This window comes from Prevotella sp. AM23-5 (assembly GCF_003473645.1).
GTDB lineage: Bacteria > Bacteroidota > Bacteroidia > Bacteroidales > Bacteroidaceae > Prevotella > Prevotella copri_A.
The window spans coordinates 56,198-78,304 of record NZ_QUCG01000005.1; the positions used below are offsets into that span (position 1 = coordinate 56,198).

Genomic DNA, 22,107 nt, shown 5'->3' on the forward strand with positions numbered 1-22,107 from the left:
TTATTTTAACCCTAAATAGGGATAAGCCACCAAGGGCTCATCCCTACCTTATTATATAATATATGCTATATTACAATTTCTGCTCTACCTCGATCTCAGTGAAGGTCTCAATAACGTCGCCTTCCTGAATATCGTTGTAGTTGACGAGGCTCAAACCGCACTCCATACCGGTAATCACCTCCTTGACATCGTCCTTGTAACGCTTCAAGGCACCGATTTCTGCAGTACGGATGACGATACCGTCACGGATGACGCGAGCCTTATCCTTAGCGTGTACCTTACCCTCGGTAACGAGACCACCGGCAATAGTACCCACCTTGGAAATCTTGAAGGTCTGCTTAACCTCAACCTGACCGGTAACGATTTCCTTCTTCACCTTGTCGAGCATACCAACCATCGCACTCTTGATATCGTCGATAGCATCGTAGATGATAGAGTATGTGTTGATTTCAACACCCTCACGGTCGGCAGCCTTGCGAGCATCGGCAGATGGACGAACCTGGAATCCAACGATGACTGCATCTGATGCAGATGCCAGCATCACGTCGTTTTCTGAAATCTGACCTACCGCCTTGTTCACTACGTTCACCTGAACCTTCTCGGTAGAAAGCTTGATGAATGAGTCGCTCAATGCCTCAACAGAACCATCGGTATCACCCTTTACGATGACGTTCAACTCGTGGAACTCACCACGTGCGATACGGTGAGAGATATCACCCAAGGTCAAGCGCTTCTGAGTACGCAAGCCCTGTTCACGCTGCAACTGCTCACGCTTGTTGGCAATTTCACGAGCCTCCTGCTCTGTCTCGATTACGTGGAACTGGTCACCTGCTGTAGGCGCACCATTCAAACCGAGGATGATAGCTGGCTCTGCAGGAGCAGCTGACTTGATATTGGCATTACGCTCATTGAACATCGCCTTAACACGGCCCCAAGAAGTACCGGCGAGCACGATATCACCAACCTTCAAGGTACCATTGGCAACCAATACGGTAGAAACATATCCACGACCCTTGTCGAGCGAAGACTCGATGATGGTACCTGTGGCACGACGGTTAGGGTTAGCCTTCAAGTCGAGCATATCAGCCTCGAGGAGCACCTTGTCGAGCAAATCGTGAACACCGATACCCTTCTTGGCACTGATTTCCTGGCACTGGTACTTACCACCCCACTCCTCAACGAGCAGGTTCATGTTAGCCAAGTCCTCACGGATACGGTCTGGGTTAGCACCTGGCTTATCAATCTTGTTGATGGCGAATACCATTGGCACACCGGCAGCCTGTGCATGGGCGATAGCCTCCTTGGTAGTAGGCATCACAGAGTCATCGGCTGCGATGATGATGATGGCGATATCGGTAGCCTGAGCACCACGGGCACGCATGGCGGTAAACGCCTCGTGACCTGGAGTATCCAGGAAGGTTACCTTGCGACCGCTGTTCAGGGTCACACTGTAGGCACCGATATGCTGGGTAATACCACCAGCCTCACCGGCAATCACATTGGTATTGCGGATATAGTCGAGCAAAGAGGTCTTACCATGGTCAACGTGACCCATCACGGTTACGATTGGAGCACGTGGGACCAAGTCGTTCTCATCATCCTCTTCCTCGCTCACTGCCTCCTGAACCTCGGCACTCACGTATTCGGTCTTGAAACCGAACTCCTCAGCCACCATGTTGATGGTTTCAGCATCCAGACGCTGGTTGATAGATACCATGATACCTACACCCATCAGGGTAGAGATAACCTGAGTAACGCTGATGTCCATCATCGTAGCCAACTCGCTAACGGTAACGAACTCTGTAAGCTTCAGAGTCTTGCTTTCCTTCTGCTCCTGGCGAGCCTGATCCTGTAATTTCTCCTGAACAGCCTCACGCTTCTCCTTACGGTACTTAGCACCCTTCTTATTCTGGCTCTTGCTGGTCAAGCGAGCGAGAGTCTCCTTTACCTGGCGTGCTACAGCCTCGTCGTCCACCTCAATCTGGCGCTGGTTGCCGCGGTTGTTATTGTTATTGCCGCGGTTGTTATTATTGTTATTATTATTATTTCTATTCTTGTTTCTATTCTTCTTGTTGTTGCCACCATTGTTGCCCTTATTCTGGCCATTACCATCGGCACTGTTGTTCTTAGCCTCGGCATTGATGTCAACACGCTCCTTGTTGATACGAACACGCTTCTTGCGATCATTGTGCTGCTGCGCCAACTTCTCTTCACGCTCCTTGCGGCGCTCCTCCTTAGACTTCTTCTTAGGACGAGTGCTCTGATTGAGAGAAGAAAGATCAATCTTACCCAACACCTTAGGTTCATTTGAAGTATATTTCTTCTCACTCTTCAATGTGAACACGCTAGAAGACTGGCTGTTGTCAGCAGTCTTCTGCTCAGCATTCTGCTGCTGAGCCTCTACATTCTTGTTACCTTGTGCAGCATTCTTCTGACCCTTAAAGTCGTTCATCTTTGGCTGCTGTGACTTTTGCTGATTCTCTTGTTTCATCTCTTGTTTTTGGTGAGATCCATGGGTAGATCTCTGGTCATGTTTTGGCTCATTACGATGAGCATCTTTCACTGGCGCATGACTGACGGCAGCAGTCTCATGCTTCGGTGCCTCCGACTTTTTAGCAGCAGACTCTACAGACTTACCCTTTCCGATGCTATCCAAGTCAATCTTACCCAACGGCTTATACTGCTGCTGGTTGCTCGACTCCAATAAGTTTTCGGCACGATGGTCCTTCTGCTCAGGCGCACGCTTCTTATCCTTGGCCTTCTTGGTGATGAGTTTCTCGGCCTGATCACGAACCTCCTTATCTTGACTGAAGGCATCGTTCAATGCCTTGTATTGCTGGTCGCTGAGTTTGAAGCTCGGTTCGGCCTTGACCTCTCCCAGGTCCTTTCTTTTTTCTAGGAATTCAACTGCCGTCTGAAGTCCTATATTCAATTCACGTAGTGCTTTATTTAATCTGATGCTCATAAATTATTTTATTCTCCTATTTTTAAAGTTAGATTCCCTGCAAGCACTCGCCAGCTAGGGAAATTATTGTTCGAATTCAGCTCTCAATACCTTGAGTACGTTATCCACGGTTTCCTCCTCAAGGTCAGCCTTCTCTACGATCATGTCACGTGGTGCATTGAGCACCTGCTTAGCAGTGTCGTAACCGATACCCTTGATGGCATCGATAACCCACTGGTCAATCTCGTCAGAGAATTCATCCAAATAGATATCCTCGTCAGCCTCATTCTCATCTACCTCACGGAATACATCGATGGTATATTCTGTCAACATAGAAGCCAACTTGATGTTCATACCGCCACGGCCGATAGCCAGGCTAACCTCCTCAGGTTTCAGGAACACCTCAGCCTTCTTGTTCTCCTCGTCGATGTTCACAGACGTAATATTGGCTGGTGCCAAGGCACGCTGGATAAACAGCTTGGTATTAGAGCTATAGTTGATGACATCGAGGTTCTCGTTGCAAAGCTCGCGAACGATACCATGAACACGGCTGCCCTTAACACCTACACAAGCTCCAACTGGGTCGATACGCTCATCGAAGCTCTCTACTGCAATCTTGGCACGCTCACCAGGGAGACGGGCAATGCGACGGATAGCAACCAAGCCATCTGCAATCTCAGGAACCTCAGCCTCCAACAGGCGCTGCAGGAAGATTGGCGCTGTACGGCTCAAGATAATCTTAGGATTGTTGTTATCGTTGTCAACACGAAGGATGACGGCACGTACAGTCTCGCCCTTACGATACATATCGCCAGGAATCTGCTCCGTCTTAGGCAACATCAACTCGTTGTTCTCGTCATCAACGATAAGAACCTCGCGCTTCCATACCTGATAAACCTCACCAGAGATTACCTGTCCAACACGGTCTTTATATTTATTGTAGAGTGAGTCGTGCTCAAGTTCAAGAATCTTAGAAGCCAAAGTCTGTCGAAGAGTTAAGATGGCACGGCGACCGAACTTATTGAAATCTACCTTCTCGCTCACATCCTCACCTACCTCATAGTCAGGCTCAATCTTGCGTGCTTCGGTAAGCGTAATCTCCTTGTTCTCATCTTCTACCTCACCATCAGCAACAACGACACGGTTACGATAAATCTCGAAATCGCCCTTGTCTGGGTTTACGATTACATCGAAATTCTCATCACTACCGAAAATTCTGGCAAGTACATTGCGGAAGCTTTCCTCCAATACACTTACCAATGTTGTACGGTCGATATTCTTGGTTTCTTTAAACTCGCGGAATGTATCAATCATACTCGCTGTTAATTCTTGCTCTTTTTTAGCCATAGCTTATTTGAAACTGATTATATATTTTGTATATTTTACTTTATCCATCTGGTAAACATGGTCAACCTCCTGCTTTACAGGACGCTTCTTGCCCTCTACCTTCACTTTTTCTTCTACGCCTACTGTGAAATCATTGCCATCCACAGCCTTCAAGATGCCCTTTACCTTGATACCGTCAGCATCGAGCACCTCTACCTCCTTGCCAATGAAGTTGATATACTGCTGTGGAACCTTGAATGGCTGACCCAGACCAGCAGAACCTACTTCCAGCTCATAGTCCTCATCATCACGACTCAATCGTTCCTCGATATATCTACTCAAAGCCACACAATCTTCAATCCATACACCATCTACATGGTCAATCTCGACTACGATACGATTGTCTGGACTGATTTCAATGTCCACCAAGAAATATTCCTGATCTTGGAGCCATTCATCAACTAATTTTTTTACGACGTTTTTATCTATCATATATACCTATTTAAAATAAAATGAGGAACTCTTGCGAGCCCCTCATTCCACTGAACGTGTGCAAAATTACTAATATTTTTGAAAATCTCCAAAGATTTTTCTGTTTTTTATTCATAACCTGCGCAATTTTAGGCGATTGTGCAGGTTTTTGTTGTTATTTCTTCACAGGATGGAGTATTTTTCCGTATTCTTCCGGAGAATTTAACAACTTGACGGCAGCCTTGACCTGCTTGTCGTAACGCAGGGAATTCTGGATGGCTCCAGCCTGGAAATAATAAGCTGCCACGATGTCGTTTTCCAAAAGCTGCTTGATGTAGTCTTTATTGAAATCCAAGTCTTTTGCCACATTGTGACTCAACTTCTTTTTCAACGCCTCGAACTCAGGTTTTGCATCCTCGTAATAGCCTTCAAACTTAGCGAGTTTCTCCAAATCCTTGAGATATTTCTCAGTCTCACGGTCGTACTTGAAATCCGCTTTCAGAACGCGGGACTTGAACTCATCATAGTCGGCATCTGTCAAAGCAAAATCCTTGGCAGGTGCGATAGTAGGATGTTTGGCGATATAATCCACTTCGTAGTTGAGCATCACCTCATTACTGTCGCGGGCACCGGCGAGATAGAAAGCAATGTTTGGCAAGGAATCCGGCTTTACCTCTACATCCGGCTTCACACCGCCTCCGTCACGCACCTCTCTGCCACCGGCAGTATAGAACACCTTGGTAAGCGAATCTGGAACATGCTCCACATAGCCGCCTTTGGCATGCTTGTAATTAAGTGCCTGCACGCATCTGCCACTTGGAATGTAATACTTGGCTGTAGTAAGTTTCATCTGTCCATTGTATGGCAAATCCATAGTGGTCTGTACCAGACCTTTTCCATACGTGCGCGTACCTAATATAATAGCACGGTCATAATCCTGCAGACTACCGCTCATTATCTCGCTGGAACTGGCTGTGTTTCCACTCACCAGAACTACCATCGGCATCACAGAGTCAACAGGTTCTACCGTAGTCTTGTATTCATTGTTGGAACGTTGCAATCTACCCTTCATTTTCAATACAGTCTTTCCCTTTGGCAAGAACATATTGACAATGCTCACGGCCTCGCTCACCGAACCACCGCCATTACTTCTGAGGTCGAAGACGAGTCCCTTGGCTCCCTGCTTCTTCAGGTCGATGAAAGCACGGCGCACATCCTTGGCACAATTATCGGTGAAAGAATTGAAGTTGATATAACCGATACCACCTTCCATCATTCCGTAATATGGCAGGAAAGGCATCTGGATAGTACGGCGAGTTACCTTTACCTTCAGAATCTTACCAGTACTTGGTCGCTTTACCTTCAACATAAAGGAAGAACCCGGTTCTCCACGAAGATGATCGCTTACATAGCTCACTTCCTTATTGGTCATATCCTCGTCATCGATACTCAGGATGATATCACCCTTCTTCAGTCCCACTTCTGCAGCAGGCATATTGGCATAAGGTTCACTGATACACACACGCTGCAACTGGAAGTTATAGCGCACCACAGCACCCACACCAGCATATTTGCCGGTGAGCATATTCTTCAGTTCGTTGACTTTTTCCTCCGGATAGTAGGTAGTATAAGGGTCGAGGCTTCCCAACATCGCCTTAACGCCATTGCCCACCACCTCTTCGGCATCGAGCGTATCAACGTACATCAAGTCAAGATTCTTATAGATGGCATTGAAGATATCCATATTCTTAGCCATCTTGAAGTCGTGATCTTTATCTGTTTGTGCAATAGATGGCACCACGAGGAGCGCCATCAGCAATGAAACCAATACTTTTTTCATGTTTACCTTAGTTATATGATTATTCGACCACAAAAGTACTCATTTCTTCTCGAAAACTGCCATAATTGATGCAAAAAGTAGTGAAAACCACCGAAAAATGCACTTTTTTAAGGAAAAACAGAAAAAAGTTGCCGAAAAATTTGGCTGAATGAAGAAAAGTTAGTACTTTTGCACACGCAAATAAGGAACGCAACATTCCGCAATGCAAAATGCTTCAATAGCTCAGTTGGTTAGAGCACCTGACTGTTAATCAGGGGGTCGTTGGTTCAAGCCCATCTTGAAGCGCAAAAGAGTCGCATGTTTTATCTGTAACTCTGTTCTTTTTCAAACCAAATGCTTCAATAGCTCAGTTGGTTAGAGCACCTGACTGTTAATCAGGGGGTCGTTGGTTCAAGCCCATCTTGAAGCGCATTACATAAGCCTTGCAAGTTTTCACTTGCAGGGCTTTATTGTTTTTAGACATCTTAAAGTCCCCCTGTTTACACCCAATGTTCTTAGACTATCCCCCTTTACACTCATCGCAAATCTTTTACATATAATTCTGCAATTAAAAGTGTCCTTAAGGAGAATATATTTTTTCCTTAAGGGAAAATATTTTTTTCCTTAAGGATATTTATTTTTTTCCTTAAGGAAACAGTTTCATAGGGTTCTGACAAAAAAACGGGTGCATTCCGCTTTTTTGACGAAATGCACCCATCATTATTAATGTATATAATACTAGGATTATTCTACATCATTGTTATGATCCAAAGAATCGTTGAAATCCTTAGGAGCCTGCTCCTCGTTACGATGCTCGTAACGACGTGGCTGACGAGCTGGACGCTCACCACGACCCTCATGACGATCATCACGACGACCACGACGCTCACCGCGCTCTGGACGTGGACGACGCTCACGCTCTACATAACCCTCAGGCTTCTCCATCAACACACGGTGAGAGAGCTTGTACTTACCAGTCTTAGGATCAATCTCCATCAACTTCACCTTGATCTTGTCGCCTTCCTTGATGCCAGCCTCTTCAACTGTCTCAAGACGCTTCCAATCGATCTCAGAGATGTGGAGCAAACCATCCTTACCTGGGAGAATCTCTACGAAGCAACCGTAAGGCATGATAGAACGAACAGTACCCTCATAAACCTCACCAACCTCTGGAACAGCTACGATAGCCTTGATCTTAGCCAAAGCAGCATCGATAGAATCCTTGTTAGGAGCAGATACCTGTACGTGACCCTTACCATCAGTCTCCTCGATAGTGATAGTAGCACCAGTATCCTCCTGCATCTGCTGGATAATCTTACCACCAGGGCCGATAACAGCACCGATGAACTCCTTAGGAATATCGAATGCTACGATACGTGGAACCTGTGGCTTCATCTCAGCACGTGGCTCAGAGATAGTCTCCATCATGCAGTTGAGAATGTGCTCACGACCAGCCTTAGCCTGCATCAAAGCCTCCTCGAGAATCTCGAAGCTCAAACCGTCGCACTTGATATCCATCTGTGTAGCGGTCAAACCATCGCGGGTACCTGTGGTCTTGAAGTCCATATCACCCAAGTGGTCCTCATCACCGAGGATATCACTGAGGATAGCGTACTTGTCCTCACCTGGGTTCTTGATAAGACCCATAGCGATACCAGAAACTGGCTTCTTCATTGGAACACCTGCATCCATCAGGGCGAGAGTACCGGCACAAACAGTAGCCATAGAAGAAGAACCGTTAGACTCCAGGATCTGACTTACCAAACGTACGGTGTAAGGGAAGTCTGCAGGAATCTGACCCTTCAAGCCACGCCATGCCAAGTGACCGTGACCAATCTCACGACGGCCTACGCCGCGCTGAGCCTTAGCCTCACCTGTAGAGAATGGAGGGAAGTTATAGTGAAGGAGGAAGCGCTGGTAGCTCTTCTCGAGCACACCATCGATAAGCTTCTCATCCATCTTTGTACCAAGAGTACATGTAGAGAGAGACATAGTCTCACCACGCTGGAAGATAGCGCTTCCGTGAGGCATTGGGAGTGGAGACACCTCGCACCAGATAGGGCGGATATCTGTAGTAGCACGACCATCAAGACGCAAGCCCTCATCGAGGATGCAACGACGCATAGCATCGCGCATTACGTCATCATAGTAGCGGGTAGCCTCAGCGTGCTTCTCCTCCAGGTCTTCCTCAGAGAGATCGGTATGAGCTGCGTCATACTTCTCAAGGAAGTCAGCCAAAACCTTGTCGAAAGCATCCTGACGAGCATGCTTCTCCAAAGCCTGGTGGTTGATATCATAAGCAGGCTTGTAAAGCTCAGACTTGATCTGCTCACGGAGTTCCTCGTCGTTGATCTCATGATCATACTCACGCTTCACGTCAGTACCCTTCTCCTTAGCCAACTCATACTGGAGCTCGCACATAGGCTTGATAGCCTCGGCAGCAGCCTTGAGGGCGCCGATCAGATCCTGCTCAGAAACTTCCTTCATCTCACCTTCCACCATCATGATGTTCTCCTTGGTAGCACCAACCATGATATCCATGTCAGCCTCTTCCATCTGCTGGAATGTAGGGTTAACAACATACTCACCATTGATACGAGCTACACGAACCTCAGAGATGTAGTGCTCGAAAGGAATATCTGAACAAGCCATGGCAGCTGAAGCAGCGAAACCTGCAAGGGCATCTGGCTGGTCAACACCATCGGCTGAGAGCAACATTACCTGTACGTAAACTTCTGCATGGTAGTTAGAAGGGAAAAGTGGACGCAAAGCACGGTCCACAAGGCGAGAGGTAAGGATCTCCTCGTCGCTAGCCTTGCCTTCGCGCTTGGTGAAACCACCAGGGAAACGGCCAGCAGCACTGTACTGCTCACGGTAATCTACTTGCAAAGGCATGAAATCTGTACCCGGAACTGCATCCTTTGCTGCACAAACAGTTGCGAGAAGCACTGTGTTACCCATGCGGAGAACCGCAGCACCATCAGCCTGTTTTGCAACTTTTCCGGTCTCAATTGTGATGGTTCTTCCATCAGGCAACTGAACACTTTTTGTAATTACGTTCATCTAATTATTAAAACTTATTGTTTTGTCTAACATCTAATATCTAAAACGGTGCAAAGATACCTCTTTAATAATTAATAAACGAATATTTGGGCAACTATTTTCTACTTTTTTAATAATTTTATCTATCTAAGGTGCATTATTCCCGATTTTATTACTACCTTTGCAGTCGATAATTTCGCAAAATACTAAAATTCATGAAGATATCTAGAATCTATTCAGCGGCAGTGATTATGGTAGCTGCGCTGGCTCTCACTTCTTGTAACAACAAGAAATTTCATATCAACGGTAATATTACCGAGGCTCAGGACTCTATGCTCTACCTGGAGAACCTCAGCCTGAATGGTCCGGTGAAGATCGACTCGGTGAAACTGGGTGAAGATGGATCCTTCGCTTTCGAAGAGAATGCGATGGACAGCATCACTCCTGAATTCTACCGTCTCCGCATTGCCAACCAGAGCATCAACCTCAGTATCGACTCAACCGAGACCGTCAACGTGAAGGCAGCTTATCCTCAGATGAGCTACAAGTACGAGGTGGAAGGCTCAGAGAACTGCAGCAAGATCAAGGAACTTTCGCTCAAGCAGATGACTCTGCAGAGCAACATCAATGGCATCATCAAGAGCCCTAACATCGGGGTAGATTCCATGGATGTTATCGTAGCCCGCATGCTGGCTGCATACAAGCAGGATGTAAAGACCAACTACATCTTCAAGGAGCCGATGAAGGCTTCCTCTTACTATGCACTCTTCCAGACTATCCAGTTGGGCAACACCAACTCACTCATCTTTAACCCTCGCAATAACAAGGATGACGTGAAAGTATTCGCTGCCGTAGCTACAAGCTGGGATACTTACTATCCAGGCGCAGAGCGTGGCAAGAACCTGCACAACATCGCCATCGAGGGCATGAAGGATATCCGCATCATTGACAGGCAGCGTGCACAGCAGCAGATTGAGGCAAGCAAGGTGAGCGTAAACGGATGCATAGAAATTGCCCTACAGGACAACAAGGGACAGGTTCGCCGCCTCTCTGACCTCACCGGCAAGGTGGTTTTGCTCGATTTCCATATCTTCGCCAGCAACGAGAGCACCAAGCGCATTATGATGCTCCGTGAGCTTTACAACAAATATCATGCTGCCGGACTGGAAATCTATCAGGTTTCCGTAGATCCAGATGAACACTTCTGGAAAACATCTACCGCTGCCCTTCCATGGATCTGCGTACGTGAGGAGAACGGCATCCAGGGAACAAGTCTCCAGCTCTACAACGTGCAGAGCATCCCTACCTTCTTCCTCATCGACAGAAGCAATACTCTGAGAGCCCGCGACATACAGATCAAGGACATTGATGCAGCCATCAAGAACCTTCTTTAATACGAGCTTTCATACAACAGACAAGTCGGAAGTCTGGACTTTTCTCCAGACTTCCGGCTCCTATCATCCAATACGAGCTACAATAGATTAACAGCAACAATAAATTTTAAGCACTAAAAAATGAACAAGAAACTTTTAGCTTTCGCAGCATTGGCTCTCGTAACAGCAGGAGCAAACGCTAAAGTAAAGTTGCCACACATCCTGGGTGACAACATGATTATCCAACAAGATTCAGAAGCCAATCTCTGGGGTTGGGACAAACCTGGCACCCTGGTAGAGGTAAGCACCTCATGGTCGCAGCAGAAGTATTCAGCAAAGACAGGAAAGAATGGCAAGTGGGCTGTCAAGGTACAGACTCCCAAGGCTAGCTACACTCCGCTCTCCATTACCTTCGATGATGGCGAAAAGACTATCCTCAATAATGTACTGGCTGGTGAAGTATGGGTCTGCGCCGGACAGAGCAATATGGAGATGCCGGTAAAAGGTTTCGGCAACTGCCCTGTAGAAGGCTATAACAAGGCAGTATTGGAAGCCAACCAATATAAAGGTGTACACTACGTGAAGATTCCTAGCGTGATGAGCAGCAAACCGCTGGATGATGCCAACTGCGAATGGAAGGAGATTAATCCGGAAACCGTGGGCGATGCATCTGCCACCGGATATTTCTTTGCACAGGTAGTCAACAAGGCGCTCGACGTACCAGTGGGACTGGTGATGGCAAACAAGGGCGGAAGCCGTGTAGAAAGCTGGCTCGATCGTGACTATCTGAAAAAGAACACGAAAGAAGACCTCGACTCCCTCAAGATGACGAAGAATCCTAAGTTCAAGTGGGACTTCCTCTACCCTCTTCTTTGGGGCAACGGAACCTTCCATCCTATCCTCAACTATAGCGTGAAGGGAATCCTCTTCTATCAAGGCTGTTCCAACGTGGGCGACCCGGCAGGTCAATACACACAGCGTCTTGCCGACCTCGTAGCCCAGTGGCGCAGAGACTTCAAGCAGGGCGAACTGCCATTCTATTTCGTGCAGATTGCACCTTATCATAATGGCGATGTGAATGGTGATGCAGGTCCAAGACTTCGCGAGCAGCAGTTTAATGCAGCCAAGATCATCCCGAACAGTGGCATCGTCTGCACCGAAGATCTGGTTTATCCATACGAGGTAGAGCAGATTCACCCATGCCAGAAGCAGCCTGTAGGTGAGCGTCTGGCTCTTCAGGCACTCAGCAAGACCTACGGAATGAAGGGACTCTTCTGCGAGAGTATGACTTTCAAGGAGATGAAGATTGTTGGCGACACTGTGAAGGTTCACTTCGACAACACCTACGGAGCCTATAACCGCTTTGAAGGCATCAAGGGCTTCGAGGTAGCCGGCGAAGACAAGGTGTTCCATCCTGCCACAGCCAAGCATTTCTGGCAGGAAGGCAACGATCCCTGGAACGAGTGCGTCATCGTAACCAGCCCTGAAGTCAAGAAGCCGGTAGCCCTTCGCTACTGCTTCCGCAACTTCCAGCTCGGCAACATGGCGAATGCAGGCGGTCTGCCTCTCTTCCCATTCCGAACAGACAATTGGTAATTAATAACATAGCGGTCGATCTTTGTGAATTCCAAAGACCGACCGCTCTTTAATATATATATTATGAGTCACGTTTTAGACAAATTCAAGTTTTGCCCTGTTTGCGGTTCTCAACATTTCGAGATCAACAACTTCAAGAGTAAAAAATGCAAGGACTGCGGATTCACCTACTATCTGAATCCCAGCAGTGCCACAGTAGCCTTCATTCTCAACGAGAAAGAAGAACTTCTGGTGGTTCGCAGAAAAAACGAACCTGCCAAAGGCACCCTCGACTTGCCGGGCGGATTCGTAGATATGGATGAAACCGGTGAAGAAGGCGTGGCTAGAGAAGTAAAGGAAGAAACGGGTCTGGAAGTAATCGGGGTGAGCTATCAGTTCAGTATCCCTAACCTCTATCTCTATTCCGACTTCCTGGTTCATACCCTAGATATGTTCTATGCTGTAAAGGTGAAAGACCTCTCTCATGTGGAGGCGATGGACGATGCCGAGGAGTCATACTGGATTCCTCTCAGCAACCTCCATCCCGAAGAGTTCGGATTAGGCTCCATAAGACAAGGTGTGGCTAAATTTCTTGCAAAACACAAGACGAAAGAATGAAAATACGCCCCAAAACATTTAAAAAACCAAAAAAATCACTATATAATAAGGTATAAGCAAAAAGTTTATTTACTTTTGCAGACCAAAAGAAATTGTGTAGAAGCGTATGCAAGAAAATTTAGTAATCGTCGAGAGCCCTGCAAAGGCTAAGAAAATCGAAGAGTTTTTAGGTAAAGACTTCAAGGTGATGTCTTCTTACGGTCATATCCGTGACCTCAAGAAGAAGGAACTCAGTATAGACGAGAAGACCATGGAACCTTGTTATGAGATTCCTGAGGAAAAGAAAAAGCTCGTCACAGAATTGAAATCAACAGCGAAGCAAGCTAAGAAGATTTGGTTAGCATCCGATGAGGACCGCGAGGGAGAAGCCATCAGCTGGCACCTTTGCGAAGTACTCGGACTGGATGAAGCGAAGACAAGCCGTATAGTCTTCCATGAAATTACCAAACCTGCCATCTTAGACGCTATTGAGCACCCACGCCATTTGGACATGAACTTGGTGAATGCCCAGCAGGCACGTCGTGTGCTCGACCGCATCGTGGGCTTCAAGCTCTCTCCTGTATTGTGGAGAAAGGTGAAACCAGCCCTCTCTGCCGGTCGTGTACAGAGCGTTGCCGTACGCCTCATCGTGGAGCGTGAGCGTGAAGTCCAGAAGTTCAAGAGCGAACCATACTATCGTGTCAACGCCGTATTCGCCCTGATCAGCGAGAATGGCGCAGCCACAGAGGTAAAGGCAGAGCTCGATCACCGTTTCAAGACCCATGAAGAGGTGGAAGCCTTCCTGGAGAAGTGCAAGGACGCCAAGTTCACCGTAGAGGCTGTCACCAAGAAACCGCTGAAGCGTACACCAGCGCCACCTTTCACCACATCAACCCTGCAGCAGGAAGCAGCCCGCAAGCTCGGCTTCACCGTAAGCCAGACCATGATGGTGGCTCAGCGTCTGTACGAGGGTGGACGCATCACCTACATGCGTACCGACAGTGTGAATCTCTCTTCCCTCTGCAGCAATGCCAGCAAGGATGAGATCATCAAGGAATACGGCAAGGAATACAGCAAGCCACGTGCCTATCATACCAATTCCAAGGGTGCACAGGAGGCTCACGAGGCCATCCGACCTACCTACATGAGCGAGACAAGCATCGATGGCACCAGCCAGGAGAAGCGTCTTTACGACCTGATCTGGAAACGTACCATCGCTTCGCAGATGGAGGATGCACAGTTGGAGAAGACTACCATCAATATCAGCATCGACAACACCAGCGAGAAGTTTGTTGCCAATGGTGAGGTTGTAGTATTCGACGGTTTCCTCAAGGTATATCGTGAATCTACCGATGAGGATGAGAACGTAGAAGATTCAACCCATCTCCTGCCAGCCATGAAGAAAGGCGATGAGTTGCAGCGCCGTGAAATCATTGCCACAGAGAAATTCTCTCTGGCACCAGCAAGATACACCGAAGCAAGTCTGGTGAAGAAGCTGGAAGACCTCGGCATCGGCCGTCCATCTACCTATGCTCCTACCATCAGCACCATCCAACAGCGTGAATACGTTGTGAAGGGTGACAAGCAGGGCGAGGAGCGTACCTACACCGTAGATACGCTGAAGGGTATCATGATTACCCAGAAGACCAAGAAGGAACAGGCTGGTTCTGAAAAGGGCAAGCTCCTCCCTACCGATATCGGAATCGTGGTAAACGACTTCCTGATGGCCAACTTCCCTAACATCATGGACTATAACTTTACTGCCAACGTAGAGCAGAAGTTCGATGATATCGCCGAGGGAAAGACCGAGTGGACCAAATGGATGAAGGACTTCGACAAGCGTTTCGAACCGGAAGTGAAGGGTGTGATGGAAGCACGCAGCGAGCACAAGGCCGGTGAGCGTGAACTGGGCAAGGACCCAAAGAGCGGTCGCCCTGTATTCGTAAAGATCGGAAGATTCGGTCCTGTGGTTCAGATTGGTACCGCCGAAGACAAGGACAAGCCACAGTTTGCCCAGTTGCCTGCCGACAAGAGCATTGAGACCATCACTCTGGAGGAAGCATTGGAACTCTTCAAGCTGCCTCGCCAGGTTGGTGAGTTCGAAGGCTCTACCGTAACCATCGGAAGCGGCCGTTTCGGTCCATACGTACTCCACGACCGCAAGTATGTATCCATTCCTAAGGAAATCGACCCAATGGCCATCACCCTGGAACAGGCAGTGGAACTTATCAACGAAAAACGCTCTAACGAGCAGAAACGCCACATCAAGACCTTTGAGGAAGACAACAAGTTGGAGCTCCTGAACGGGCGCTATGGTCCTTACATCGCATTCGATGGCAAGAACTACCGCATTCCGAAGGCAAAGCAGGAGAACGTAGAGTCACTCAGCTACGAGGAGTGCATGACCATCATCAAGGAAGCACCAGAACCAAAGGCAAGAGGCAGAAGAAGTAAAAAAGAATAAAATGAAGTCTATCATCATCATTGGATATATGGGAGCCGGCAAGACGACTGTCGGCAAAGCCCTCGCCAAAGAGCTTGGCGTGATGTTCTACGACCTCGATTGGTACATCGAAAGCCGTATGCGCAAGACCGTGAAGCAGATTTTCGACGAAATGGGCGAAGAGGGATTCCGCCACATAGAGCACAACATGCTCCACGAGGTGGCAGAGTTTGAAAACGTAGTGGTTAGCTGCGGCGGAGGAACACCTTGTTTCTACGACAACATGGAGTATATGAACCAGTCGGGCTGCACCATCTACCTCAAGGCAACGCCAGAAACCCTCTATGCTCACCTCAAGATGGGCAAGGGCGTACGCCCCCTGCTGCTCAACAAGACTCCGGAGGAAGTACAGGTATTCATCCGCGAGCAGCTGAAGCAGCGCGAGCCTTTCTACGAGAAGGCAAAACATATCATAGACATCAATGTGATGGACAACTTGGATAAAGTAAACGAAACGGTACAGGAGGTTCGTAGCCTGCTGAACGTATAAAGAAAAAAGGTAAGCCAGCTCAAGACAAGAGACGGCTTACCTTTCTACGATTTATCATAAACAGAAAAAATTATAAAACAAACTTTTTAGCAAGACCAAGAACAGAAAATGAAGAAATGGACTATTGAAGACTCGAAGGAGCTCTACAACATTGGTGGTTGGGGCACTTCTTACTTTGGCATCAACGACAAGGGTGATGTCTATGTAACTCCATGCAAGGACAACACGCAGATAGACCTGCGCGACATCATGGACGAGTTGGCATTACGCGACATCAACGCTCCCGTACTGCTCCGTTTCCCAGACATCCTCGACAACCGCATCGAGAAGACAGCCAGCTGTTTTCAGAAGGCAAAGGAGGAATATGGTTACAAGGGGGAAAACTTTGTCATCTATCCTATCAAGGTGAACCAGATGCAGCCGGTTGTAGAGGAAATCATCTCTCATGGAAAGAAGTTCAACCTGGGACTGGAAGCCGGTTCCAAGCCAGAACTTCATGCCGTTATCGCCGTACAGGCACAGAGCGACTCGCTCATCATCTGCAATGGCTACAAGGACGAGAGCTACATCGAACTTGCCTTGCTCGCACAGAAGATGGGTAAGCGCATCTTCATCGTGGTAGAAAAGCTCAACGAGCTGGATATCATCGCCAAGGTGGCAAGTAAGCTCAACGTGAAGCCAAACATCGGTATCCGCATCAAGCTCGCTTCTTCAGGCTCAGGAAAATGGGCTGAGAGCGGTGGCGATGCTTCGAAGTTCGGTTTGACAAGCGCCGAACTGCTCACCGCACTCAACAAGATTGAGGAGATGGGATTCCACGACTGCCTGCGCCTCATCCACTTCCACATCGGAAGCCAGATTACCAAAATCCGCCGCATCCAGACGGCTCTCCGTGAGGCAGCACAGTTCTACATCAACCTCCACAAGATGGGCTACAATGTAGATTTCGTAGATTGTGGCGGTGGTCTTGGTGTAGATTACGACGGCACCCGTTCTGCCAGCAGCGAAAGCTCTGTAAACTACTCTATCCAGGAGTATGTAAACGATTGTGTCTATACATTCGTTGATGCAGCCAACAAGAACAATATCGAGCATCCTAACCTCATCACCGAGAGTGGCCGCTCGCTTTCTGCCCACCACTCCGTATTGGTGATTGATGTCTTGGAGACTGCTTCCCTGCCGGAAATGCCAGAGGAGTTTGAGGCAAAAGAGACTGACCACCAGCTGGTGAAGGACCTCTATGAGATATGGGACAACCTAAACCCTCGCAACATGTTGGAAGACTGGCACGATGCCGAACAGATTCGCGACGAGGCATTGCAGCTCTTCTCTCACGGTATCGTAGATTTGAAGACTCGTGCCGAGATTGAGGCGATGTACTGGAGCGTATGCCACGAGATCAACAACCTTGCCAAGCACATGAAGCACGTGCCTGAGGAGCTCAGAGGATTGGATAAGATTCTTGCCGACAAGTATTTCTGCAACTTCTCATTGTTCCAGAGCCTGCCAGACAGTTGGGCCATCGACCAGCTCTTCCCTATCATGCCTATCCAGCGTCTGGACGAGCGTCCTACCCGCAACGCAACCTTGCAGGACATCACCTGCGACAGCGACGGAAAGATAGCCAACTTCGTGACCGATGGTCATATCGGCAACGTTCTTCCTCTTCATCCTTTGAAGAAGAACGAGCCATACTATCTCGGTGTATTCCTTGTAGGTGCCTATCAGGAGATTCTGGGCGATATGCACAATCTTTTCGGCGACACCAATGCAGCCCATATTTCCGTAAAAGACGGCAAATACAGCATCGACCAGATATTCGATGGCGAAACCGTAGAGGAGGTTCTGGATTACGTACAGTACAATCCAAAGAAGCTCGTCCGCCAGTTGGAGCAGTGGGTAACCAAGAGTGTGAAGGAAGGCAAGATTTCTCTCGACGAGGGCAAGGAGTTCCTGGGCACCTATCGTAATGGTCTCTTCGGATACACTTATCTTCAGTAAGTGAAGAACGAAGAGTGAAAAGTGAAGAATTCAATTGCTTTAACTCATCATAAAGTTAAAAGTTCAATTTTCAAAGTAACAAGATGGAAAAAGTAACAGTAGTAAAGGTAGGCGGTGCCATTGTTGAAGACAGCGAGCAGCTGGCGCAGCTCTTGAAGGATTTTGCAGCCATTCCCGGCAAGAAAGTACTGGTACATGGCGGTGGACGCCGTGCCACCAAGGTTGCCGCTGCCCTCGGCATCGAGAGCAAGATGGTAAACGGCCGTCGCATCACCGATGCAGACATGCTGGAGGTGGTAACGATGGTTTATGGCGGTTTGGTAAACAAGAACCTGGTTGCCAAGCTTCAGGCTAACGGCGTGAATGCCCTCGGTCTGACAGGTGCCGATATGGATGTAATCCATAGTCACAAACGCCCATTGAAGGATGGCATCGACTTCGGATTCGTAGGCGATGTAGAGCGTGCCAACGGCAAGATGCTCCAGACCCTGATTAACGAAGGCATCACCCCAGTGATGGCTCCACTGACCCATGACGGAAAGGGCAATATCCTCAATACCAATGCCGACACCATCGCAAGCGAGACAGCCAAGGCTCTGGCTCCTTACTACGACGTGACATTGATATATAGTTTTGAAAAGAAAGGCGTGCTCAGCAATCCTGAGGATGACGACAGCGTGATTCCAGTGATTACCCATGCCGATTTTGAGAGATATAAAGCAGACGGTACCGTGGCAGGCGGCATGATTCCAAAGCTGGAGAATGCCCTTGCAGCCATCGATGCAGGCGTGAAAGAAGTGATTATCACCCTTGCTACCGCCATCGACGGAAAGCACGGAACTGTTATTAAGAGTTAAAAATAGAAATAATTCAGAGTTGCCTGTAACTTTCTTACAGGTAAGTCGTCATTAATTATAGAGGGATGAAAAAAATCAGTTTCCAAAACGATGTTTTGCCTCTGAAGAATAAACTCTTCAGGCTGGCACTTCGCATTACTCTCAACCGGGAGGAAGCGGAGGACGTTGTGCAGGATACCATGATTAAAGTCTGGAATGCCCGCGACAGATGGCAGGAGCTCGACTCCATCGAGGCCTACAGTCTCACCATCGCCCGCAACCTCTCGCTCGACCGCATCAAGAAGATGGATAATCAGAACGATTCGCTGGAAGAGCAGACCACGGAAAGGCTCGACGAGACATCATCCACTCCTTCCGAACGAATGATTCAGAAAGACAAGCTGAACATCGTAAGGAACATCATTAATGAGTTGCCCGAGAAGCAGCGCAGCTGTCTGCAACTTCGAGATATCGAAGGAAAATCCTATAAGGAAATAGCAGACATCCTCAGCATCACCGAAGACCAGGTCAAGGTGAACATCTTCAGGGCTCGACAAACAGTTAAACAAAGATTTCAACAATTCGACAGTTATGGATTATAAGTACATCAACCAACTTTTGGACCGCTATTGGAAGGCCGAGACTTCTCTCGAAGAAGAGGAGATTCTCCGCGCATTCTTCAGCCAGGACGAGTTGCCTGCCGAGCTGAAGCCATATCAGGCGCTCTTCTCTTACGAGATGGGCGAGGCTAAGCAAGAGACACTGGGTGATGACTTCGATCAGAAGATGATGGCGATGATTGAAGATGAATACACCAAGGAGCCAAACAAGGCGAAGGTCGTTTCATTGACAGAGCGCCTGAAGCCTCTCTTCAAGGCTGCTGCCGTGGTAGCCATCGTCCTGACCTTGGGCAACGCTGCTCAGGTTCCATTCCAGAACGATGTCGATAATCAGATTGAAAACGTAGGATACACCAAGAGTGGCAAGGGCGTTTCCGTAGCCATGGGCGATTCTGCTTCGGTTGACTCCATGCAGCGCACGGGCATCGACCAGATAAGCACCACCACTGCTTCCCCTACGATATTGAAGTAGTTATTTCTATGCTTTCTCTATATAAAAAATCATGTTTAGTAAAACAATTCTGAAACTGTGAAGTTTCAATTCTCTCAAATTTTTCATAACATACTAACGTAATAGGGCTGCCAGGATGTACTGGCAGCCCTTGCTGTTTTATAAATAAACTAATTCATAGTTTCGTGGGGCACAATTTATCGCCAACAAGAGTCATCATTTAAGCCTCCTGCTGATCATCATTGATGGCTCCTGCCGGTCTTCATATAAAGCTCCAGGCTAGCTCAAGAAGGAGAAATTAAGAGGATAATTTTCCTGATGAGGGTTAACAGGTTAACAGTTAACAGCCCGAAAATGCATACTACTCCCCCACTCACATATAATAATAAGTATATATATATTTAAATATAATAAGGTACGCAGGAGGGGGAGAATGCAAAAAACAGCTGTTAACTGTTAACCTGTTAACTCCTTGCCCTCTTTGTTAACGAATCTAACTCGCTCTAAATTGGACTTTGATTGAAAATCAAGAAGTTGGGCGTTTGCCTATATTATATAGGTAACAATATGGAAACGAGCGGACTTCTGCTCGTTTCTGTATTTTGCAATATGCAAAGAACGCCTCAATTCGGGGACAAAGATACGATATTTTTCTAAATCTCGCATAGCTTACAAGGAGAAAAACTTGGAAATTAGAACTTTTTACGTTAAAATCCATATTTGACAAGCAGATTTTGAAGAAAATATTTGGAGTTTCCAATAAAAAAGAGTATTGTTTGCAGCAACAAATCCCACCACGCCTCTCAACGATGCGTACCACGGTGGGACTTCGCTTTTTATAAAGGGTATATGGATTACGACAAACAACCGATAAACGTAGATGAACAGGTTGCCTTGCTCCAGAACAGAGGGCTGGTGATAGAAGAGAGAGCCTGCGTAATAGGCAAACTGGAGAACGAATGCGTAAAGGCATTCCTCGACCACGAGGAAGAGATTCTTGCCGGCACCTTCGAGGGAGCCCTCATCGACCACATCTCGGAGCACGAGCGCAATGCCTACATCACCTGCACCCAGGTTTCGAGAAAGAAGATTTATGCCAGCAAGCCCGTTCTCAACATCGAGCTTTCGGGTTACAAGATCATGGCTACGCTGATGGAGGTATTCATCGATGCCGCCGTCAACCCGTCCCGTTTCTACTCCAAGCAGCTTCTGCGCCGGGTAAGCAACCAGTACAATATCGAGAACGAAAGTCTGGAAGAGCGAATCATGGCAGTATTGGATTACATCAGCGACATGACGGATATCTATGCCTTAGATATTTATCAGAAGATCAACGGAATAAGTCTGCCGATAGTATAGAAACAAAACAGGCGTTTCTTATATTTTTGCGTAAAAGTGTGTTAAATAAAGAAAGATAATAGGAAGAAGAATGCAATAATGGGGGGAGAATAATGTTTCATAAATAGAGGATGGGCAAAGCGCCTATCATGTATAACTCATAAAAACAACAGTTTATGAAAGCAAAGATTTACTTTTTGGCAATGGCTTTCGTCACTCTCTTGATGGTAGGGTGTAGCGATGATGATGGTATTCAACTCACACAGGATGAAATCATTGGTGATATTAACACAGGCAAACAAGTGGGTATCAAGGGCAATAGCCTTGTCATATATACCACCCAGGGTGCCCGCGTGAATGTGCAAGGAGCCAAGGGCAAGATTTCGGCACAGTCTTCTGATGAGAAAGTAGTCACTGTAACTTGCATCCATGAGACGGGGCAGTATGGTAAGGATGAGCGTATTAGCTTGTCTGCTATCGCTGTGGGAAAGGCTATTGTTACAGTGACTGATGAAGATGGTAATGAGGCAAAACTTGCCGTGGAAGTCAAGGATGTTGAGACGTTATGGGAGACTACACAAGTATTTAGTGGTTATCAAAAATATTGTAAGGTGGAGGGTGTTTCCAAGGAAGATTCTTTGGTGATAGCATCGGATGCGATAGCAAGTAAGCCTTATGAAGCTGTTAAATTCAAGAGCCGTGGTGATGTATTTACAGTATC

Annotated in this window: 15 protein-coding genes, 2 tRNA genes and 1 pseudogene; 13 read left to right on the plus strand and 5 right to left on the minus strand. The window is 47.4% G+C overall.

Annotation, left to right across the window (positions count from 1 at the left end; genetic code table 11):
- Positions 1-70: 70 nt before the first annotated feature.
- The 4 genes from infB to DW657_RS02555 form a co-directional block, all read right to left on the minus strand.
- Positions 71-2,965: a translation initiation factor IF-2 gene (gene infB / locus DW657_RS02540; RefSeq protein WP_118311294.1), complete on the minus strand. Its 2,895-nt coding sequence runs from the start codon at positions 2,963-2,965 to the stop codon at positions 71-73.
- A 63-nt stretch (positions 2,966-3,028) separates the two neighbouring features.
- A complete protein-coding gene (gene nusA / locus DW657_RS02545) occupies positions 3,029-4,291 on the minus strand; it encodes a transcription termination factor NusA (protein WP_089544835.1) in 1,263 nt (420 codons plus the stop codon).
- 3 nt (positions 4,292-4,294) lie between these two features.
- Positions 4,295-4,762 (minus strand): ribosome assembly cofactor RimP, encoded by a 468-nt coding sequence (gene rimP / locus DW657_RS02550; protein ID WP_117661810.1) that lies wholly within the window; start codon positions 4,760-4,762, stop codon positions 4,295-4,297.
- A gap of 154 nt (positions 4,763-4,916) precedes the next feature.
- The gene (locus tag DW657_RS02555) at positions 4,917-6,581 is read right to left on the minus strand and encodes a S41 family peptidase (RefSeq protein WP_089544833.1); all 1,665 of its coding nucleotides are present in this window, start codon (positions 6,579-6,581) and stop codon (positions 4,917-4,919) included.
- Positions 6,582-6,792: 211 nt separating this feature from the next.
- Between DW657_RS02555 and DW657_RS02560 the strand changes: the two genes are divergently transcribed.
- Together DW657_RS02560 and DW657_RS02565 are read left to right on the plus strand one after the other, a co-directional pair.
- Positions 6,793-6,866 (plus strand) — tRNA-Asn (locus tag DW657_RS02560).
- A gap of 50 nt (positions 6,867-6,916) precedes the next feature.
- Positions 6,917-6,990 (plus strand) — tRNA-Asn (locus DW657_RS02565).
- 314 nt (positions 6,991-7,304) lie between these two features.
- On the opposite strand, the gene pnp is transcribed toward DW657_RS02565, so the two are convergent.
- The gene (gene pnp / locus DW657_RS02570; RefSeq protein ID WP_118311295.1) at positions 7,305-9,623 is read right to left on the minus strand and encodes a polyribonucleotide nucleotidyltransferase; all 2,319 of its coding nucleotides are present in this window, start codon (positions 9,621-9,623) and stop codon (positions 7,305-7,307) included.
- Positions 9,624-9,817: 194 nt separating this feature from the next.
- Between pnp and DW657_RS02575 the strand changes: the two genes are divergently transcribed.
- The 11 genes and pseudogenes from DW657_RS02575 to DW657_RS02625 all read left to right on the plus strand — a co-directional run.
- Positions 9,818-10,996, plus strand: a complete 1,179-nt coding sequence (locus tag DW657_RS02575; protein WP_089544831.1) for a TlpA disulfide reductase family protein — start codon at positions 9,818-9,820, stop codon at positions 10,994-10,996.
- A gap of 120 nt (positions 10,997-11,116) precedes the next feature.
- Entirely contained in the window at positions 11,117-12,571 is a 1,455-nt protein-coding gene (locus tag DW657_RS02580; protein WP_118311296.1) for a sialate O-acetylesterase, read from the plus strand.
- 63 nt (positions 12,572-12,634) lie between these two features.
- Positions 12,635-13,168 (plus strand): NUDIX domain-containing protein, encoded by a 534-nt coding sequence (locus DW657_RS02585; protein WP_118311297.1) that lies wholly within the window; start codon positions 12,635-12,637, stop codon positions 13,166-13,168.
- 106 nt (positions 13,169-13,274) lie between these two features.
- Positions 13,275-15,611, plus strand: coding sequence for a type I DNA topoisomerase (topA, locus tag DW657_RS02590; protein WP_089544828.1), 2,337 nt, complete (start codon positions 13,275-13,277; stop codon positions 15,609-15,611).
- A 1-nt stretch (position 15,612) separates the two neighbouring features.
- Positions 15,613-16,140 carry a shikimate kinase gene (locus DW657_RS02595; protein WP_118311298.1) on the plus strand — a complete coding sequence of 176 codons (528 nt, stop codon included), beginning with the start codon at positions 15,613-15,615 and terminating at the stop codon, positions 16,138-16,140.
- A 108-nt stretch (positions 16,141-16,248) separates the two neighbouring features.
- Positions 16,249-18,141 (plus strand): biosynthetic arginine decarboxylase, encoded by a 1,893-nt coding sequence (gene speA, locus DW657_RS02600; RefSeq protein WP_117661804.1) that lies wholly within the window; start codon positions 16,249-16,251, stop codon positions 18,139-18,141.
- Between the two features lie 83 nt (positions 18,142-18,224).
- Positions 18,225-18,998 carry an acetylglutamate kinase gene (argB, locus tag DW657_RS02605; protein WP_118153554.1) on the plus strand — a complete coding sequence of 258 codons (774 nt, stop codon included), beginning with the start codon at positions 18,225-18,227 and terminating at the stop codon, positions 18,996-18,998.
- A gap of 65 nt (positions 18,999-19,063) precedes the next feature.
- The gene (locus DW657_RS02610; protein WP_089544824.1) at positions 19,064-19,579 is read left to right on the plus strand and encodes an RNA polymerase sigma factor; all 516 of its coding nucleotides are present in this window, start codon (positions 19,064-19,066) and stop codon (positions 19,577-19,579) included.
- Positions 19,569-20,069, plus strand: coding sequence for a pyruvate ferredoxin oxidoreductase (locus DW657_RS02615; protein WP_089544823.1), 501 nt, complete (start codon positions 19,569-19,571; stop codon positions 20,067-20,069). Before DW657_RS02610 ends, DW657_RS02615 begins: the two co-directional genes overlap by 11 nt.
- A gap of 894 nt (positions 20,070-20,963) precedes the next feature.
- Positions 20,964-21,407: pseudogene (locus DW657_RS02620) on the plus strand (dehydrogenase); the annotation flags it as partial.
- Positions 21,408-21,562: 155 nt separating this feature from the next.
- Positions 21,563-22,107: hypothetical protein (locus tag DW657_RS02625; RefSeq protein WP_199658291.1), on the plus strand; the 545-nt coding region annotated here is incomplete at its 3' end.

Bases quoted from the DNA above. Each gene is read 5' to 3' on its own strand.
- infB (WP_118311294.1), bottom strand. From the start codon at position 2,965: ATGAGCATCAGATTAAATAAAGCACTACGTGAATTGAATATAGGACTT.
- nusA (WP_089544835.1), bottom strand. From the start codon at position 4,291: ATGGCTAAAAAAGAGCAAGAATTAACAGCGAGTATGATTGATACATTC.
- rimP (WP_117661810.1), bottom strand. From the start codon at position 4,762: ATGATAGATAAAAACGTCGTAAAAAAATTAGTTGATGAATGGCTCCAA.
- DW657_RS02555 (WP_089544833.1), bottom strand. From the start codon at position 6,581: ATGAAAAAAGTATTGGTTTCATTGCTGATGGCGCTCCTCGTGGTGCCA.
- pnp (WP_118311295.1), bottom strand. From the start codon at position 9,623: ATGAACGTAATTACAAAAAGTGTTCAGTTGCCTGATGGAAGAACCATC.
- DW657_RS02575 (WP_089544831.1), top strand. From the start codon at position 9,818: ATGAAGATATCTAGAATCTATTCAGCGGCAGTGATTATGGTAGCTGCG.
- DW657_RS02580 (WP_118311296.1), top strand. From the start codon at position 11,117: ATGAACAAGAAACTTTTAGCTTTCGCAGCATTGGCTCTCGTAACAGCA.
- DW657_RS02585 (WP_118311297.1), top strand. From the start codon at position 12,635: ATGAGTCACGTTTTAGACAAATTCAAGTTTTGCCCTGTTTGCGGTTCT.
- topA (WP_089544828.1), top strand. From the start codon at position 13,275: ATGCAAGAAAATTTAGTAATCGTCGAGAGCCCTGCAAAGGCTAAGAAA.
- DW657_RS02595 (WP_118311298.1), top strand. From the start codon at position 15,613: ATGAAGTCTATCATCATCATTGGATATATGGGAGCCGGCAAGACGACT.
- speA (WP_117661804.1), top strand. From the start codon at position 16,249: ATGAAGAAATGGACTATTGAAGACTCGAAGGAGCTCTACAACATTGGT.
- argB (WP_118153554.1), top strand. From the start codon at position 18,225: ATGGAAAAAGTAACAGTAGTAAAGGTAGGCGGTGCCATTGTTGAAGAC.
- DW657_RS02610 (WP_089544824.1), top strand. From the start codon at position 19,064: ATGAAAAAAATCAGTTTCCAAAACGATGTTTTGCCTCTGAAGAATAAA.
- DW657_RS02615 (WP_089544823.1), top strand. From the start codon at position 19,569: ATGGATTATAAGTACATCAACCAACTTTTGGACCGCTATTGGAAGGCC.